The organism is Paucibacter aquatile (assembly GCF_002885975.1).
In the GTDB taxonomy this organism is placed as follows: domain Bacteria; phylum Pseudomonadota; class Gammaproteobacteria; order Burkholderiales; family Burkholderiaceae_C; genus Paucibacter_A; species Paucibacter_A aquatilis.
In genome coordinates, this window is record NZ_POSP01000003.1 from 140,298 (window position 1) to 155,901 (window position 15,604).

15 protein-coding genes are annotated in these 15,604 nt (G+C 65.8%); 14 read left to right on the top strand and 1 reads right to left on the bottom strand.

All coding sequences use genetic code 11. From position 1 onward, the window contains the following. Positions 1 to 46: 46 nt before the first annotated feature. Genes C1O66_RS24210 through C1O66_RS04030 form a run of 5 tightly spaced genes read left to right on the top strand, consistent with a single transcriptional unit; the run spans position 47 to position 7,239 of the window. Entirely contained in the window at positions 47 to 1,858 is a 1,812-nt protein-coding gene (locus C1O66_RS24210; RefSeq protein WP_165794465.1) for a pseudouridine synthase, read from the top strand. Between the two features lie 2 nt (positions 1,859 to 1,860). Beyond that, the gene (gene miaA / locus C1O66_RS04015) at positions 1,861 to 2,826 is read left to right on the top strand and encodes a tRNA (adenosine(37)-N6)-dimethylallyltransferase MiaA (RefSeq protein ID WP_102766708.1); all 966 of its coding nucleotides are present in this window, start codon (positions 1,861 to 1,863) and stop codon (positions 2,824 to 2,826) included. Continuing rightward, positions 2,823 to 3,488, top strand: a complete 666-nt coding sequence (locus C1O66_RS04020) for an ABC transporter ATP-binding protein (RefSeq protein WP_207795899.1) — start codon at positions 2,823 to 2,825, stop codon at positions 3,486 to 3,488. Before miaA ends, C1O66_RS04020 begins: the two co-directional genes overlap by 4 nt. Beyond that, positions 3,488 to 6,082, top strand: coding sequence for an ABC transporter permease (locus C1O66_RS04025; RefSeq protein WP_243392702.1), 2,595 nt, complete (start codon positions 3,488 to 3,490; stop codon positions 6,080 to 6,082). Before C1O66_RS04020 ends, C1O66_RS04025 begins: the two co-directional genes overlap by 1 nt. Continuing rightward, positions 6,082 to 7,239 (top strand): lipocalin-like domain-containing protein, encoded by a 1,158-nt coding sequence (locus C1O66_RS04030; protein WP_102769457.1) that lies wholly within the window; start codon positions 6,082 to 6,084, stop codon positions 7,237 to 7,239. The genes C1O66_RS04025 and C1O66_RS04030 overlap by 1 nt, the downstream gene beginning before the upstream one ends. Positions 7,240 to 7,253: 14 nt before the next feature. On the opposite strand, the gene C1O66_RS04035 is transcribed toward C1O66_RS04030, so the two are convergent. Continuing rightward, on the bottom strand, positions 7,254 to 8,060 hold the full coding sequence (locus C1O66_RS04035) for a GGDEF domain-containing protein (protein ID WP_102766709.1): 807 nt from the start codon (positions 8,058 to 8,060) through the stop codon (positions 7,254 to 7,256). Positions 8,061 to 8,388: 328 nt separating this feature from the next. Between C1O66_RS04035 and C1O66_RS04040 the strand changes: the two genes are divergently transcribed. The 9 genes from C1O66_RS04040 to C1O66_RS04070 all read left to right on the top strand — a co-directional run bounded on the left by C1O66_RS04040 (position 8,389) and on the right by C1O66_RS04070 (position 15,572). Further along, a complete protein-coding gene (locus C1O66_RS04040; RefSeq protein ID WP_243392703.1) occupies positions 8,389 to 10,584 on the top strand; it encodes an acetyl-CoA hydrolase/transferase C-terminal domain-containing protein in 2,196 nt (731 codons plus the stop codon). A gap of 347 nt (positions 10,585 to 10,931) precedes the next feature. Continuing rightward, positions 10,932 to 11,441, top strand: a complete 510-nt coding sequence (locus C1O66_RS23560; protein ID WP_133155093.1) for a hypothetical protein — start codon at positions 10,932 to 10,934, stop codon at positions 11,439 to 11,441. Positions 11,442 to 11,524: 83 nt separating this feature from the next. Next, positions 11,525 to 11,869 carry a hypothetical protein gene (locus tag C1O66_RS04045; RefSeq protein WP_102766710.1) on the top strand — a complete coding sequence of 115 codons (345 nt, stop codon included), beginning with the start codon at positions 11,525 to 11,527 and terminating at the stop codon, positions 11,867 to 11,869. Between the two features lie 56 nt (positions 11,870 to 11,925). Continuing rightward, the gene (locus C1O66_RS04050; RefSeq protein WP_102766730.1) at positions 11,926 to 12,288 is read left to right on the top strand and encodes a hypothetical protein; all 363 of its coding nucleotides are present in this window, start codon (positions 11,926 to 11,928) and stop codon (positions 12,286 to 12,288) included. A gap of 419 nt (positions 12,289 to 12,707) precedes the next feature. After that, on the top strand, positions 12,708 to 12,974 hold the full coding sequence (locus tag C1O66_RS04055) for a hypothetical protein (protein ID WP_102766712.1): 267 nt from the start codon (positions 12,708 to 12,710) through the stop codon (positions 12,972 to 12,974). A 69-nt stretch (positions 12,975 to 13,043) separates the two neighbouring features. Continuing rightward, entirely contained in the window at positions 13,044 to 13,403 is a 360-nt protein-coding gene (locus tag C1O66_RS04060; protein ID WP_102766713.1) for a hypothetical protein, read from the top strand. 65 nt (positions 13,404 to 13,468) lie between these two features. Continuing rightward, entirely contained in the window at positions 13,469 to 13,909 is a 441-nt protein-coding gene (locus C1O66_RS23565; RefSeq protein ID WP_133155094.1) for a hypothetical protein, read from the top strand. A 357-nt stretch (positions 13,910 to 14,266) separates the two neighbouring features. Then, positions 14,267 to 14,839: a DMP19 family protein gene (locus C1O66_RS24545; protein ID WP_102766714.1), complete on the top strand. Its 573-nt coding sequence runs from the start codon at positions 14,267 to 14,269 to the stop codon at positions 14,837 to 14,839. 82 nt (positions 14,840 to 14,921) lie between these two features. After that, positions 14,922 to 15,572 (top strand): hypothetical protein, encoded by a 651-nt coding sequence (locus C1O66_RS04070; RefSeq protein WP_133155095.1) that lies wholly within the window; start codon positions 14,922 to 14,924, stop codon positions 15,570 to 15,572. The last annotated feature ends 32 nt before the right edge of the window (positions 15,573 to 15,604 follow it).

Here is a 15,604-nt window from a genome sequence, read left to right on the forward strand (position 1 = left end):
TCCTTGACTTTCTTTCTCTCTTTTTCGACGGAACCCCGGAGGCATCATGGCCACTTTGAAACTCAACAAGAAGACTGCAGGCCCGCCCGGTTCCGGCAACAAACGCAATGCCGATGGCGAGCGCCGCGCGCCCATCCGCGGCAAGGGCGTGTCTCGCCCGCGCCAAAGCCTGGAAGCCGCCAAGGCCGAGCGCGAGCAGCGCCAGGCCCAGTTCGAACAACGCGAGCAAAACAAAGCGCAGCGCCGCAGCGACACAGACCGCCCGCGTGCTGAGCGGCCGAGCGGCTCCGGTGGCCCTGGCGGGCGCCCGGGTGGTCGCCCTGATTCGCGCCCTGATGCGCGCCCCGGTGGCCCGGGTCAACGCCCGCCGGCACGCGATGGCTGGCGCAACGAAGGCCCGCGATTCGAGAGCCGGCATGAGGGCCGGAGCGAAGGCCGCGGTGACGGACGAAATGAGGGCCGCAACGAGGGACGCTTCGACCATCGAGGCGACAACCGAGGCGACAACCGTTTCGACAACCGCTCTGCCCCCCGTTACGAGGGTCGCCCCGACCCGCGCCGCGACGGCGGCGGCCGACCCGAGTTCCGTGATGCACGCGATCCACGGGACTCACGGGACGCGCAGCGCCCGCGTTACGAGGACCGCCGCCCCGGTTTCGGCCAGGCGCCGCAAGGCCCGCGCCGCCACCCCGATGAGCGCGGCGCCCCGGGCCCGCGCGAAGACCGTTGGCAAGGCCAGCGCCCCAGCTACGCCCAGGAGCCGCGCCGCGAAAGTGGTGGCTTTGGCGGCCCACGCGGCGAGCCCCGCGGCGGTTACCGAGACAGCTACCGAGACAGCACCCGAGAAGGCTACCGTGACGCCCCGCGCGAGAACCAGCGCCCGGGCAGCAACGAGGCTCGGCCCGAGTTCGCCCGCCAGGACCAGCGCCGCCACAGCGGCGGCCCTGGCTACAACACCCCCCGGCCCAGCGCGCAAACCCGCGCCGGCGAACAGCTGCCCGCGCATCTGCGCGAAGCAGCGGCCAAGCTGCGCCGCCAGCTGGACGAGGGCGATGACGGTGACGACCGCGACGAGGTCTTGGTCGACGCCAACAGCGAAGGCGTGCGCCTGTCCAAGCAGATGGGCGTGCTCGGCCTGGCCTCGCGCCGCGAAGCCGATGAATGGATCGCCGCCGGCTGGGTGCGCGTGGACGGCAAGCTGGCCGTGCTGGGCCAGCGCGTCAAGCCCGATGCCAAGATCGAGGTCGACCCGCTGGCCCACAAGGAGCAGGCCAAGCGCGTCACCATCCTGCTGCACAAGCCCATCGGCTATGTCTCCGGCCAGGCCGAAGACGGCTACGAGCCCGCCTCGGTGCTAATCAAGTCCGATGCGCAGTGGAGCGAAGACAGCTCGGGCATCAAGTACCACATCGGCCACAGTCGCGGTCTGGCCCCGGCCGGGCGCCTGGACATCGACTCCACCGGCCTGCTGGTGCTGACCCAGGACGGCCGCATCGCCAAGCTGCTGATCGGCGAGGATTCGACGGTCGAGAAGGAATACCTGGTGCGTGTCGAGTACCAGGGCCGCAACGGCGTCAAGAGCGAAGACGGCCGCCTGCCGGCCGAAGACCTGGCCCTGCTCAACCATGGCCTCGAGCTGGACGGCGTGCAGCTGAAGCCGGCCAAGGTCAGCTGGCAGAACGAAGACCAGCTGCGCTTTGTGCTGCGCGAAGGCCGCAAGCGCCAGATCCGCCGCATGTGCGAGCTGGTCGGCCTCAAGGTGGTGGGCCTCAAGCGCGTGCGCATCGGCCGCATCAATCTGGGCAATCTGCCGGTCGGCCAGTGGCGCTTCCTGACCCCCTGGGAGCGTTTCGACTGATGATGAGCCAGGCCCAGGCCCCTGCGGTGTTTCGCCGGCCCATTTGCATCGCCGGCCCCACCGGTTCGGGCAAGACCGCGGCCGCCCTGGCCGCGGCCGAGTTTCTGCCGGTGGAGGTGATCAGCGTCGACTCGGCCCTGGTCTACCGCGGCATGGACATCGGCACGGCCAAGCCCACGCGGGCCGAGCTGGCCGCCGTGCCGCACCACCTGATCGATGTGATCGAGCCGACCGAGGCCTACTCGGCGGCCGAGTTCGTGGCGGACGCCAGGCGCCTCAGCGCCGAGATCCTGGCGCGCGGCCGCCTGCCCCTGCTGGTGGGCGGCACCATGCTCTACTTCAAAGCCTTGTTCGATGGCCTGAGCGACATGCCGCAGGCCGACGAGGCCCTGCGTCGTGAGATCGACGAGCGCGCCGCTCGCCTGGGCTGGCCGGCCCTGCATGAAGAGCTGGCCCGGCTGGACCCCGTCACCGCTGCCCGGCTGGCACCGCTCGATTCGCAGCGCATCCAGCGCGCGCTCGAGGTCTGCCAGCTGGCCGGTCGGCCGATGAGCGAGCTGCACCAGCAGCGCAGCGAAGGCGTGGACTGGCCGCTGATCTCGCTCGAGCCCAGCGACCGGGCCTGGCTGCACCGCCGCCTGGACCAGCGCTTCGAGCAGATGCTGCAGGACGGCCTGATCGAGGAGGTGAAAGCCATGCGCGCACGCGGCGACCTCAGCCTGGACCTGCCCTCCATGCGCTGCGTGGGCTACCGCCAGACCTGGGAGGCGCTGGACAGCGGTGACTTCAGCACCCTGGCCGAGCGCGGCAGCGCTGCCACCCGCCAGCTGGCCAAACGCCAGATCACCTGGCTGCGCAGCATGCCGCAGCGCCAGATCGTGGCCTGCGATCACCCGCAAGCGCAGCTGCAAGTGCTGGCCCTGCTGCAGAAAATCCTGCAGGCCGATGGCCTGGAGCTGAAGGCATGACCGAGCTGCCCCTGCTGCTGGCCCGCGGCCTGAGCAAGAGCTATGGGCACACGCCGGTGTTCTCGGGCATTGACTTGCTGCTGCGCCGGGGTGAGCTGGTGGCCCTGCTGGGCGAATCGGGTTCGGGCAAAAGCACCTTGCTCAACTGCCTGGCCGGTCTGGACGAGCTGGACAGCGGCAGCGTGCAGCTTCTGGGCCAGCAGCTCGAAGGTTTGAACGAGGGCGAGCGTGCCCTGCTGCGGCGCCAGCAGCTCGGCTTTGTGTTCCAGGCCTTTCATGTGCTGCCCTACTTGAGCGTGCGCGACAACGTCGCCCTGCCCTTGCTGCTGCTGGGCCGGCCCGATGCCGAGCGGGTGCAGGCGATGCTGGAGGCCGTGGGCCTGGGCAGTTTGGGCGAGCGGCTGCCGCGCCAGCTCTCGGGCGGCCAGCTGCAGCGCGTGGCCATCGCCCGCGCCCTGGTCCACAAGCCGGCCCTGGTGCTGGCCGATGAACCCACCGGCAATCTCGACAGCCGCAGTGCCAGCGCCGTGCTCGATCTGCTGCTGGCCCAAGTGCGCGAGCAAGGCGCGGCCTGCCTGCTGGTGACCCATTCCGAACGCGCCGCCGAGCGGGCCGACCGCTGCCTGCGCCTGGAAGACCTGATGGGCAGCCCCTCCGCCTGATGCGCCACGCGATGCGCCTGTTCGTCTGGCTGCGTGCGCTCTCCTGGCCAGCCCTGCGCCACCAGGCCGGGCGTCAGGCCCTGGCCGTGCTGGCCATCGCCCTGGGCGTGGCCCTGTCCTACGGCGTGCACCTGCTCAACGGCGCCGCCCTGGCCGAATTTGGCAGCGCCGCAGCCAGCCTCAATGGCCAGCCCGATCTGGTGCTGCGCAGTCAGGCGGGTACGTCGCTTCGTGATGCAGACTACGCGGCGGTCGCGAACCTGGACGGGGTCGACCACGCCTCGCCCGTGCTGCAAGGCCAGGCCCAGGCGCTCGACGCGCAGGGCCACCCTTTCAACCTGACCGTGCTGGGCCTGGACCTGCTGCAGGCCGGCGCCATCCAGCCCGATCTGCTGCCGCGCCTGGCCTCGCCGCTGGACGGCCTGGACCCCGGCCGCATCCACCTCAACGCCGCCGCCTTGCGCCGGCTGGGCCTCAGCGAGCCCATGCCGCAGGGTCAGGTCTTGCGCTTGCGTGCGGCGGCCCCCGACAGCGGGGCCGTGCAAAGCCTGAGCTTTCAGCTCGGCGCCGCCTGCCCCGATGGCGGGCCGCCACGGGCCATCCTCGACATCGCCGCGGCGCAGGCCCTGTTCGGCCGCCTGGGCCAACTCGACCGTGTGGACCTGCGCCTGGCGCCAGGCCTGTCACTGGAGGAATGGCGGGCCGCGCAGCGCTTGGGGCCCGGCCTCACACTCAGGCCACCGCCCGATGAAGGCGCGCGCCTTGGGCGGCTGACCCAGGCCTACCGCGTCAACCTCGGCGTGCTCTCGCTGATGGCCTTGTTCACGGGCAGCTTTCTGGTATTTGCCGTGCTCTCGCTTTCGGTGGCGCAGCGCCTGCCGCAATGGGCCTTGCTCGGTGTGCTGGGCATGAGTGCGCGCGAGCGCATGGCCTTGGTCTTGATGGAGGGCCTGGCCCTGGGCCTGCTGGGCAGTGCGCTCGGCCTGCTGCTGGGCTGGCAGCTGGCCCGCCTGGGCTTGCAGCTGCTGGGCAGCGATCTGGGCCTGGCGGCCGTCAGCGGCATGCGGCCCACTCTGCGCTTCAGCGCTGAGCAGCTGCCGGCCGCCGCGGTGTTCGGCGGCCTGGGCCTGGCGGTCAGTCTGCTCAGCGCCTGGTTCCCGGCGCGCAGCGTGCAAGGCATGCCAGTGGCCCAGGTGCTCAAAGGCCTGGGCCAGCGCCTGGGCGGCGGCGCGCCGGTGTGGCTGGGGCCGGGTCTGCTGGCGCTCGGTGGCCTGCTGGCCTTGCTGCCCAGCCCGACTTGGCCGGCCTGGCTGGCCGGCGTGCCGGTGGCGGCCTATGCCGCCATGCTGGCCATGCTGGCCGGGGGCATGGCCTGCGTGCCCCTGCTGCTGCGGCTGAGCCTGCGCGCCTTGGCCTGGCTTCGCCCCAGTGCTGGCTTGCTGCTGATGCGTGAGCGCGCCCGAGACCAGGCCGGCGAGGCCAGCCGGGCCCTGGCCGGCGTCCTGGTGGCGCTGAGCCTGTCGGTGGCCATGCTGGTGATGGTGGGCAGCTTCCGCGATTCGCTCAGCCAGTGGTTGAGCCAGATGCTGCCGGCCGATCTCTACCTGCGCTCGGCCCTGCGGGGCGAGGGGGGGCACCAGGCGCCCCTGCCGCCCGAACTGATCGAAGCGGTGCGCCAGAGCGGCCAGGTCCAGCGCCTGAGCCTGCAGCGCAGCCGCGATGTCTGGATCGATGGGCTCGCGCCCGAGCAGGAGCTGCCGGCCCTGCAAGCCCGTGAGCTGCGCGAGCAAGACCTGCCCCTGGCCGGCCCGCTCGCAGCGCCGCCGGCCGGCTCGCAAGACCTGACCCCGATCTACATCAGCGAAGCCCTGCGCGACAGCCTGCGCCTGCAGCCGGGCCAGCGCAGCCAGCTGCGCCTGAGCCCGCAGGGCCCTGCCCTGCCCGTCTTTGTGCGCGGCGTCTGGCGCGATTACGCGCGCCAGAGCGGCGCCCTGCTGATGCCGCTGGCGGCCTACCAGGCCTGGAGTGGCGACCGCCGCATCACCGAGCTCTACCTCTGGCTGCCACCCGGCGCCGATGCGAGCAGCCGCAGTGAGGCCTTGCGCGCCCTGGCCGCGGCGCCGCAAGACCTGGAGATCGCGGCTGTGGGCGAGCTGCGCAGCCTCTCGCTGCAAATCTTCGACCGCAGCTTTGCCGTCACCGTCTGGCTGCAGGCGGTGGCCCTGGCCATCGGCCTGTTCGGCATCGCCGCGGCCCAGTCGGCCCAGGCCCTGGCGCGGCGCCGCGAGTTCGGCCTGCTCTTGCACCTGGGCTTCCGGCGCGCCGATGTGCTGCGCCTGCTGGGCCTGGAATCGCTGCTGCTCTGCGGGGTCGGCGCCCTGGCCGGCCTGGGCCTGGGCCTGGGTTTGAGCGCGGTGCTGATCTGGGTGGTCAACCCGCAGAGTTTTCACTGGAGCATGGACATGAGCTTGCCGATCGCGCGCCTGGCGGCCTTGGTGGCCGCGGTGTTCGTGGCCGGCGTGCTGGCGGCCGTGCTGGCCGGGCGCCAGGCGATTGGCCAGCAGGCGGTGCAGGCCGTGAAGGAGGACTGGTGATGACGGCTGAAGCACACGCCCTGCTCCGGCGCCGCCGCGCCTGGCTGCTGCAAGCGGCAGCGGCCAGCTTGGGGCCGGTAGCGGGCCGGACGGCTTGGGCGGCGCCGCAAGCCCCGGCCACGCGCCTGCAGTTTCCGCGCGACTTCGGCGCCCACCCGGAGACCGCCATCGAATGGTGGTACCTGACCGGCTGCCTGGCGCGCGAGGGACGCAGCGAGCCCGAGTTTGGCTACCAGCTGACCTTTTTCCGCCGCCGCGGCCCGGCGCCGCTCGATCACCCCAGCGCCCTGGCCGCGCGCCAGCTGATGCTGGCCCATGGCGCTTTGAGCGATCTGCGCCCCGGCGGGCGGCTGCGCCACGACCAGCGCCTGGGCCGGGCCGTGGCCGGCCTCCATGAAGCGAGTGAGCAAGACTGCCAGCTGCGCATGGGCGACTGGTCACTGCAACGCCAGAACCTGCCGGGCGGCCACGCCTACCAAGCCCAGCTGCGCAGCCGCAGCGCCGGCTTCGAGCTGCGCCTGAACTTGCAGACCAGCCAGACCCTGCTGCTGCAGGGCGACGGCGGCTACTCGCGCAAAGGGCCGCAGCCCGACCAGTTCAGCCTCTACTACAGCCAGGTGCAGCTGCTGAGCCAGGCGGAGTTGAGGCTGGAGGGTCAGGTCTTGCGCCTGCAAGGCCGATCCTGGCTGGACCATGAGTGGAGCGACAACCTGCTGGGCAAGCCCGGCGCCGAAGGCGGCGCCAGCCAGGATGCCGCTGTGGGTTGGGACTGGGCCGGCATCAACCTCAGCGATGGTGGCGCGCTGACCGTGTTTCGCCTGCGCCGGACCGACGGCAGCACGCTTTGGAGCGGCGGCAGCTGGCGCCGGCCCGATGGCCGGACCGAGGCGCTGGGGCCCGAGCAGGTGCAGCTGCAGCCCGGGCGCCTGTGGGCCAGCCCGCGCGGTGGCGCACGCTATCCCCTCGAATGGCGGCTGCGCACGCCGCAGGGTGAGCAGCGCCTGCGCGCCCTGATGGACGATCAGGAGATCCACGGCCGCGCCGGCGCCGGCATCCGCTACTGGGAGGGCGCGGCCGAGCTGCTGGACGCCAGTGGCCGACGCAGCGGCCTGGGCTATCTGGAGCTGACCGGCTATGCCGAGGCCCTGAAGATCTGAAGCCGGCGGCCCGCTCAGCCGCGGATGGCGCTCAGCGAATCGGGCAGCAGGCCCGGGCCGGCGCGCACACAGTTGCGGCCATCGGCCTTGGCCAGGTGCAAGGCCTCGCCGGCCTCGTTGAGCAGATCGTCCAGACCCGTGTGGTTGAGCTTGAGCACGGCCACGCCGATGCTGACGCTGGTGGGTATGCTGTGCCCGTTCCAGCCATAGCCCATGCGCTCGACCCGCTCACGGATGCGCTCGGCCACATCGAGCGCGCCCAGCGGATCGGTGTGGGGCAGAAACAGCATGAACTCCTCGCCGCCGTAACGTGCCAGCACATCGGCGTGGCGCAGGGTTTCACCGCAGACCCCGGCCACCTCGCGCAGCAGCAGGTCGCCGCAGCGGCTGCTGTAGGCCTCGTTGATGCGTTTGAAATGGTCGATATCGATCAGCACCAGGGCGCAGGGGGTTTCGTAGCGCCGCGCCAGCGACCATTCGCGCTCCACCTGATGCAGAAAATGGCGGCGGCTGTAGAGGCCGGTCAGGCTGTCGCGGGTGGCGTAGCGCACCGAGTAGCGCAGCGCCCGGTCCAGATGGCTGAGCAGGCCCAGCAGGCTGGCGCTGAAGAGTGCGGCCAAGCCCAGGCCGCAGACGGCGGCGATCACGGCCGCGCTGAGACGGTCGCCCTGCCCCATCAAGGACACCAGCAGCTGCGACACCGCCACGCAGACCAGGCCGACAAAGGCGCAGAACAGCCAGCGCAGCGGCCCCGGGCCCACGCGCTGCAGGGCGAGGCGAAGCGGCGGCAGCCAGGCCGGCACATTCAGGTCGTCTTGCATGGGATCAGGAGCCAAAACTACAGGGATCAGAGACTGGGGGACGCGGGAGCGGTAGGCTGGCGACGGCGCAGAGATCGGCGCAAAGAAAGACACCGGACGGGCCCGCCTGCGCCGCAGATCGCACAGCTGCCCGCATTTCAGCACAGGCTGGCCGGCCGCCAGGGCGCTCACCCCGTAGCTTGAGGGGAAGCCACTAGGCCTTTTCGCCGCTTTGGCCGGCTTTTGTGGTGATCTTGCTGAATGTCAAGACTCACCTTGCCGCCGGGCCGGAAACTGTGGCATCCACCCGAGTGGAACGACAACAAAGACAAGACCGCAGGAGACTGATTTGCTGCATCGCAACGCCCCCCAAGCCCCCGGCGACGACCTGAGCGCCAAGCCACAGCCCCAGCACTGCGCCGATCTGGAGGCCACCGTCGACGAGATCCTGCGCCGCATCCCCGGCGACATCGGCCTGGCCCTGCCCCTGGGCATCGGCAAGCCCAATCCCTTGGTCAACGCCCTCTACCGCCGCGTCGCCGCCCTGCCCGAGCGGCGCCTGCGCATCTACACCGCCTTGTCGCTGGAAAAGCCCAAGGGCCGCACCGAGCTGGAGCAGCATTTCCTGGCGCCCCTGGTCGAGCGGGTGTTTGGCGATTACCCGGACTTGGCCTATGTCGGCCCGCTGCGCGCCGGCCAGCTGCCGCCCAATATCTCGGTGCAGGAGTTCTTTCTCAAGACCGCCGACTACCTGGGCAATGAGGCCGCACAGCAGGGCTTCATCTGCACCAACTACAGCTTTGCCGTGCGCGACATCTGTGCCCAGGGCGTCAATCTGCTGATCCAGGCGGTGGCGGCGCGCGTCAATCCGGAAACGGGCGAGCGCGAGTTCTCGCTGTCCTGCAACCCGGATCTGAGCTTTGACCTGCTGGAACACCAGCGCGCCGCGGGACAGCCGGTCCTGACCGTGGCCATGGTCAACGAGGCCCTGCCCTTCATGCCCGGCCCGGCGGTTGCTGATGCGCGCTTGTTCGATCTCATGGTTGAAGGCCCGGGCTGCAGCCATGCCTTGTTTGCGCCACCCAACGCGGCCATCTCCTGGGCTGACTACGCCATCGGCCTGCATGCCTCCAGCCTGGTCAAGGACGGCGGCACGCTGCAGATCGGCATCGGCTCGCTCGGCGACGCCATCGCCCAGGCCTTGATCGTGCGCGACAGCCGCAACCACGACTACCGCGCCATCCTGGCCGGCCTGTGCAGCGGCGGCGCGGCCGAGGCGCCCGACGGCTGGCAGGAGGGGCGCGAGCTGGGCCGTTTCGAGCAAGGCCTGTACGGCTGCTCGGAGATGTTCGTCAACGGCTTCATGCGCTTGATCGATGCCGGCCTGATCCGCCGCCTGGTGTTCGACGATCTGGCGCTGCAGCAGCTGGCCCTGGAGGGGCGCCTGGGCGCCGCGCCCGATGCCGGCGTGATCCGCGCCCTGTGCGAGCGCGGGCGTATCGCCTCGCCGCTTCGCGCAAGCGACCTGGCCTTTTTGCAATCGCAGGGCTTGCTGCAGGCCGGCGTGACGCTCGCCGCGGACGGCCATCTGCTCTTCTGGCAAGGCCAGACCTGGTCCAACCAGCCCGAGGCCCTGGCGCCCGAACTGATAGGCCTGGGCTGGCGCCGCGCGGCGCTGATGCACGGCGGCTTCTTCCTCGGCCCGCGCGATTTCTACCAGCGCTTGCGCGAGCTGCCCGAAGCCCTGCGCCAGAGCATCGCCATGACGCGCATCCACTACATCAACGAGCTCTATGGCGACGTCCGGGGTTCGGAAGCACTCAAGCGCGCCCAGCGCCGCGACGCCCGCTTCATCAACACGACGATGAAGATGACGCTGCTGGGCGCCGCATCATCAGACGGTTATGAGTCGGGCCAGATGGTCTCGGGCGTGGGCGGCCAGTACAACTTCGTGGCCATGGCCCATGCGCTGCCGGACGCCCGCTCCATCCTGCTGCTGCGCGCCACGCACGACAACGCCCAGGGCCTGAGCAGCTCCATCGCCTGGCATTACGCCAACTGCACCATCCCGCGCCACCTGCGCGATATCGTCGTCACCGAGTATGGCGTGGCCGATCTGCGCGGCTGCAGCGATGCCGAGGTGATCTCGCGCCTGCTGCAGGTCTGCGATTCACGCTTCCAGCAGGGCTTGATGGACGAAGCCAAGGCCCACGGCAAGCTGCCGGCCGACTACCAGTTGCCGACTGCGGCACGGCGCAACCTGCCCGAAACCTTGCGCGAGCGCCTGCGCCCCTGGCGCAACAGCGGCGTGCTGCCCGACTTCCCCTTTGGCACCGACCTCAGCGACGAAGAAATGCAGATCGTGCGCGCGCTCAAAAAGCTCAAACACGCCAGCCACCACCCGGTCGAGCTGGTCAAGCTGATCGTCAAGAGCCTGGGACCGCAAGCCCCGGTGCCCGAAGCCTGGCTGGAGCGCCTGGGCTTGAATGAAGCGCACAGCTTCAAGCAGTTGTTTCTGCGAAGGTTGTTTGCGAGCAATCTTTGATGGCCCGAAGCGTAGCGAAGCTGGGCATCATCAAGAAACCAGCTGCAAGCCGCAGCGAACGATCAGCGCCCCCGCGGTTCAGTGCCAAAGAGTCAAAGCCGCCACAATTTGATGGCAATATTCGACCGGCCAGCCGGTTTCGACCGCCATCCGTGCTGAGAGTGCATTTGTAACAAGCGCGGCTTTTGTCGCCCGAATTAATGAGCCGAGGAAAGCAAATGCTTGAACAAAAAAGCCTTCCCCGACAAGCACTTGCCCGGATTGATTCGTGGTCGGTTATTACGACACTTGCCGTGATATGCGGCGTGTGCCGTCGATATACAACACGTTATGTGTAATCACACTCTATGAAAGCACCATACGAAGAACTTGAAGAAATTCTCTCCACATTCGACGGCGATCTTGAGAGCACAGGTCAGGGGTGGTGTGATGTTGGTGCTCAATGGGCAGAAAGTACAATCGGTAGTTTTCGCGAAGAAGACTGGGTTAGTCTTTTTAACCGAAAAGAGCAACTTACTGAAGGACAAATGCGATTGCTTGTGCATGCTCTCTCTGCTGCTACAGAAGAAAAAGCATTACCATTTTTAACTTGGCTGTGCTCTGTAGCGAAAGGTTGGGGCTGGATAGAAGCTATGGAATCTCTAAGCTATACGTATGTATCTAAACCAGAATTGCTAAATGTAATCGAGCCTGAAGTCACAAGATCGATCAGAGGAAATTTTAATACTGAAATTGTGTGGTTCATAAATCAGAATCGATCAGATTCACAGTCAATCGAAGACTATCTCTACAAATACGCACACCTTGTTGACCAAAATATAATGACCTACTATGAAGAAATCCTCAAAAACACATAACACGGCATTCAACTACACTCCAGCCCTTTGGGCCTCCGTCGGACGCGCTGACGCGCGCCGGTTAATTTGGCGTTGTGGCGCAAATGACGATTGACGAGATGGCGTTGGCGATCGGTCGCATATCGCCGGATGTTGCTGTTCAAGGGTTGGCTAGTTTGTTGGCCGATTGGAAGCTCAATGCGGACAACGTGGATGAACTGCGAGTTCAGGTCGAGCGCTACATTGGCAATAGTTGGATTGCCGACGATTCGACGCATTCAGCCGTTTTTGGCCTTTGGTCGGCGTTCCGCGAGACGGCGATTGATCGCATCGGCGGAATGAGTATGAACGAGCGGCTCTTTCACTTTGGGCTTTTCGAGAGGTTCGACAATTCAAGTTCGCCTCAGGCGAAGGAAGAAATCTATGCGAAGCTGCTTGCTGCGCCATAACCTGTCATTGGAGCGGACCGCCTTCGGCGTCCGCTCACTTTTACGTTAGAGATCACATGCCGCGCACTTGGCCAACCGTCAGCTACTTCAACTCAGGCACTGCCGCGGCCAGAGAGGTGATGGGCGAGCTTGAGCTGCTCGATCGCAAGAACTGGTACGAACTCTATCGCCGGATCGAAGATGGAACACACTGGCGGCTTGACACTGAAGACAAGTTTCAGCAGCGCTACCTCGTCCAAATTGATGACACTGGCAGCTGGGATTCATTCGACTCTTCCGCGCTCGAAAAGGAGCTTCTACTGGAGCGCCGTGGCGGCGTCGGGGCCGAAGAATGTATCTGTGCTGGTTGCTCGGCCCCGGTGCTTCTTAAGTCGGCCTTTTGTCTCAATCACACCTATGAGCGCGGGGTGCGAAAGTGAACTCTAACCATTCGCTCGAGCCGACTCGCGTCGGCGGGCCGCCGCTCGCGGCTCAGCTTCAACGTTGTGCAGCAAGCTAGGCCGCGCATGAAGATCCGTTTTCGGTTCGGCGATCGCCGCGATCTCGAGGATCAAGTTTCGTTGCGCGCGTTCGAGTCGGGTGGCCGGCGAAGGTGGCCAGCTTCAGGTTGCCGTGATCTTGCCTGCTTGGGCGCGGCCGCTTGGTTTCCTTTTCGTCTTGCGCCGCCAGCGGGCAGGCGGACAAGGCGCTTGGCGCCTCGGGCGTTCGCCCCATGGGTACCGCTTCGGTATGCTCTCGGGCAGTTCCACGGCAGTGCCTCCGAAGTGGCTCTGCACAACCTGTCATTCGAGCGGACCGCCTTCGGCGTCCGCTCACTTTCACGTTAAGGCGCACAGAAGTGAGCACGCGCGACGCCAAGAAAGGTGAGTTGGGAGCCGGCGGGCGAGCCTTGTTCTTCTTGTTCGGTGCTTATTTGCTCTTCGGTGCCGCACTTACGGCCCACGATGGCAAGTTGTTTGCCGGGTTCCCGCCGCAACTGGATATTGCATTCGTCCTATTTGGCGAATCGAAAATGGGCGCTTACGTTGAAGCCTTGCTCGCAGCGTTGCTCGGTTTGGCCTCGATATTCCTAGCGCTGGCAGGGGGTAAGCGCGGTGCGCCTTAACCCTTCATTGCAGCGGACCTGCGCCAGCTGCGCCGGCTGGTCCGCTGAATTCAAACGTTGGGCATCACAATGAATCGACCGTTCGACTTTGAAGGCCTGTTCACGCTTTCCGCGTCGCATGGAGTCGTGACCTCAGGCTATCAACCTCAGCACGCCCTGCATGAAAACTATCAGAGCAGCGGGCGGCACACCTATCCGGATCATGGCCTCGTTCGCCCCGGCGAAATGGCAAGGGTCGAAGTGCACCTAATTTCCCCCGAGGTCTACCCGCACTGCCTTTGGGAAGGCCGGGTATTGGATGTATTGGAGGGATCACGCCAAGTGGGAACTCTGGAGATCACGCGCATCGCTACCGAAGGTCTCCTCGTCGCCCCTGAGAGCTATAAGCAACTCTGGGAAGAGCCTGCGGAGTTACGGGGGCGTTTGTGAGGCCCAACCTGTCATTGCAGCGTACCGCCTTCGGCGTCCGCTGACCTTTGCGTTGAGCATCACTCATGCCATCTATCAAGCGCCTCAGCAGTGTTTGCCACAGTGCAGCGCACCACGCTGTGAGCGCGCTGTCATATGTTCATCCGCATCTCGGACAAGCCTGCGACGCTGCTGGAGTTGAGTCCAGCGCTGTCGATCTGCTGGCTGAAGACATCTACCCCAGTTCGCTTCCTCGGCTGGAGCCGCTAGCTCTGGCGCTCACTGCCCTCCGGGATCGCTTCGGCGCAATACTCACGTCGGAAGGTTTTGCGCCCAGCGACTTGCATCGAGCTTTACTCCATTTCGAGTTTTCCCCTGAGCTTCCCGACTACTTTTGCAGGCGGTGCAGCGCGGTAATCGTGGCCACCAATGGGAAATCGTTCATGCATGCAGTCGATTGGCTGGGCGCGTCAGTGATGCCCAACCCTTCGCTGCAGCGGACGGCTTCGCCGACCGCTGAGCTTTGACGCTATGCAGCAGGCTAAGCAAATCTCGAAGATCCGTTTTCGGTTGCGCGTTCGCGGCGATCAGGCGGAGCAAAGGGTTGCGTCTTTCTCGTATTCGGGCTGGGCGCAGGCAGACCCAGCTTTCGGTCGCCGTGATCTTGTCGGCTCAAACCACGCTGGGCGTTCGCTTTCCTCGGTTCTCCGCCTGCCGCATGGCACCGAGGCAGCCTGTCGCCTCAGCCGACTGCCGCGTGGGTACAGCTTCGGTATGCTGTCGGCCACTTCCACCGCAGTGCCTCCGAAGGTGGCTCTGCACAGCCGGTCGTTGCAGCGGACCGCCTGCGGCGTCCGCTGACCTTTACGTTAGGCTCTCGAAATATGCTTAGCGAACGCTATTTACTCGAATGTGACTATTGTGGCCAGAAAAGCCCATTCACCGCCCCAGCTTGCGTACAGTGCAACCGAGACTACAAGTTCTTCACACAGCCCGTAGAGACATGGGACTCAGACCAGCTGTATCGCTGGCTCTATTCCCAGCACTATCAAATTTATGAAACAGTCCAAGCGAGCGGTGGCACTCATACGCTGACCGAAATTGAGCGCATGAACTACCACATTGGATACCTTGAGTTTCAAGTTCTCAACGGCGGCATACATCAGTATTTCTTCAATCCATCGGGTCCTACAGCGCCAGCCTGTGTAGAGCTACTCAAAAAAATCAAAGCACGCCGGTGGGCTGCGCTACTTAGCAGTTACTTGAAAGCCTTTCCCCAGAAGCTTCCACCGCAGTCAATGGAGGAGCGCAACAAGCACCTGGAAGCCATTCCCCGCTGGAGGCAGATCTGGCTCGACTGGAGGGAGCATCGATTGGTTCAACCGGAGCCGCCTCCTGAAAGTCTTCCGCTTCTGCTTGCGCGTTACGTGGCCTCGCATCGTGACGGCAGCGCCTAACTGTGCGTTGCAGGGGACGCCTCCACCAGTGCTCGCTTCGGCTACACCAAGCGGGCGCCCCTGAACTTGGGCGTTAGACCCCATGAAACTCAAACACGCAGCGCTAGCGATGCTGACTTCGATCCTCAGCCTCTTCGGCGGGAAAGCGAACGCCACACCCGAGTCAGACTTCTGGAAGTGGTTTCAGCGGAACGAACAGATGCTCTTCAACTTCGAAGCAAATCAGGAGAGGACGTTTGATCTGTTGGCCGCGCAGATGCAAAGGGTTCATCCAAGCCTCACGTTTGAGTTTGGCCCCGTCCGAGGTGGCAAGAGGGAGTTCATCATCAGCGCGGACGGCATTCGGGAGGCGTTTCCTAAAGTCGAAGACCTCTTTGCCGCAGCCCCCACTCTTCCCAAGTGGGAGGTCATAAAGTTCCGTCCGCGGCGAGATCCGTTTGATATCGAGTACGGCGGCATCTCAGTGAAGGCCAGCACCGTACTCGTCATCATCCAAGGAGACGGAGCAAAAGCGGGGCTCACGGTACTCATCCCTGGCTATACGGAAGCACAACGCAACACATACATGGGTGTCGCGTATCTCGTACTCGATCAAGCCTTGGGTGAGTACGACGTGGAGACCCGTGTTGGGTTCATTGAAGTCAAGGCTCCCAATGCCGCCGCAAAGGGCGCCGTCACTGTGCAGCAATTGCCAAAGGCCTTCGATGCCTTCTTCATCCGCCGTGGGGTCTAACCGCTCCGTCAAGGGGACTGGCCTGCGGCCAG

Coding starts and splice junctions, on each gene's coding strand:
- C1O66_RS24210 (WP_165794465.1), top strand. CDS start 47: ATGGCCACTTTGAAACTCAACAAGAAGACTGCAGGCCCGCCCGGTTCC.
- miaA (WP_102766708.1), top strand. CDS start 1,861: ATGAGCCAGGCCCAGGCCCCTGCGGTGTTTCGCCGGCCCATTTGCATC.
- C1O66_RS04020 (WP_207795899.1), top strand. CDS start 2,823: ATGACCGAGCTGCCCCTGCTGCTGGCCCGCGGCCTGAGCAAGAGCTAT.
- C1O66_RS04025 (WP_243392702.1), top strand. CDS start 3,488: ATGCGCCACGCGATGCGCCTGTTCGTCTGGCTGCGTGCGCTCTCCTGG.
- C1O66_RS04030 (WP_102769457.1), top strand. CDS start 6,082: ATGACGGCTGAAGCACACGCCCTGCTCCGGCGCCGCCGCGCCTGGCTG.
- C1O66_RS04035 (WP_102766709.1), bottom strand. CDS start 8,060: ATGCAAGACGACCTGAATGTGCCGGCCTGGCTGCCGCCGCTTCGCCTC.
- C1O66_RS23560 (WP_133155093.1), top strand. CDS start 10,932: ATGAAAGCACCATACGAAGAACTTGAAGAAATTCTCTCCACATTCGAC.
- C1O66_RS04045 (WP_102766710.1), top strand. CDS start 11,525: ATGACGATTGACGAGATGGCGTTGGCGATCGGTCGCATATCGCCGGAT.
- C1O66_RS04050 (WP_102766730.1), top strand. CDS start 11,926: ATGCCGCGCACTTGGCCAACCGTCAGCTACTTCAACTCAGGCACTGCC.
- C1O66_RS04060 (WP_102766713.1), top strand. CDS start 13,044: ATGAATCGACCGTTCGACTTTGAAGGCCTGTTCACGCTTTCCGCGTCG.
- C1O66_RS23565 (WP_133155094.1), top strand. CDS start 13,469: ATGCCATCTATCAAGCGCCTCAGCAGTGTTTGCCACAGTGCAGCGCAC.
- C1O66_RS24545 (WP_102766714.1), top strand. CDS start 14,267: ATGCTTAGCGAACGCTATTTACTCGAATGTGACTATTGTGGCCAGAAA.
- C1O66_RS04070 (WP_133155095.1), top strand. CDS start 14,922: ATGAAACTCAAACACGCAGCGCTAGCGATGCTGACTTCGATCCTCAGC.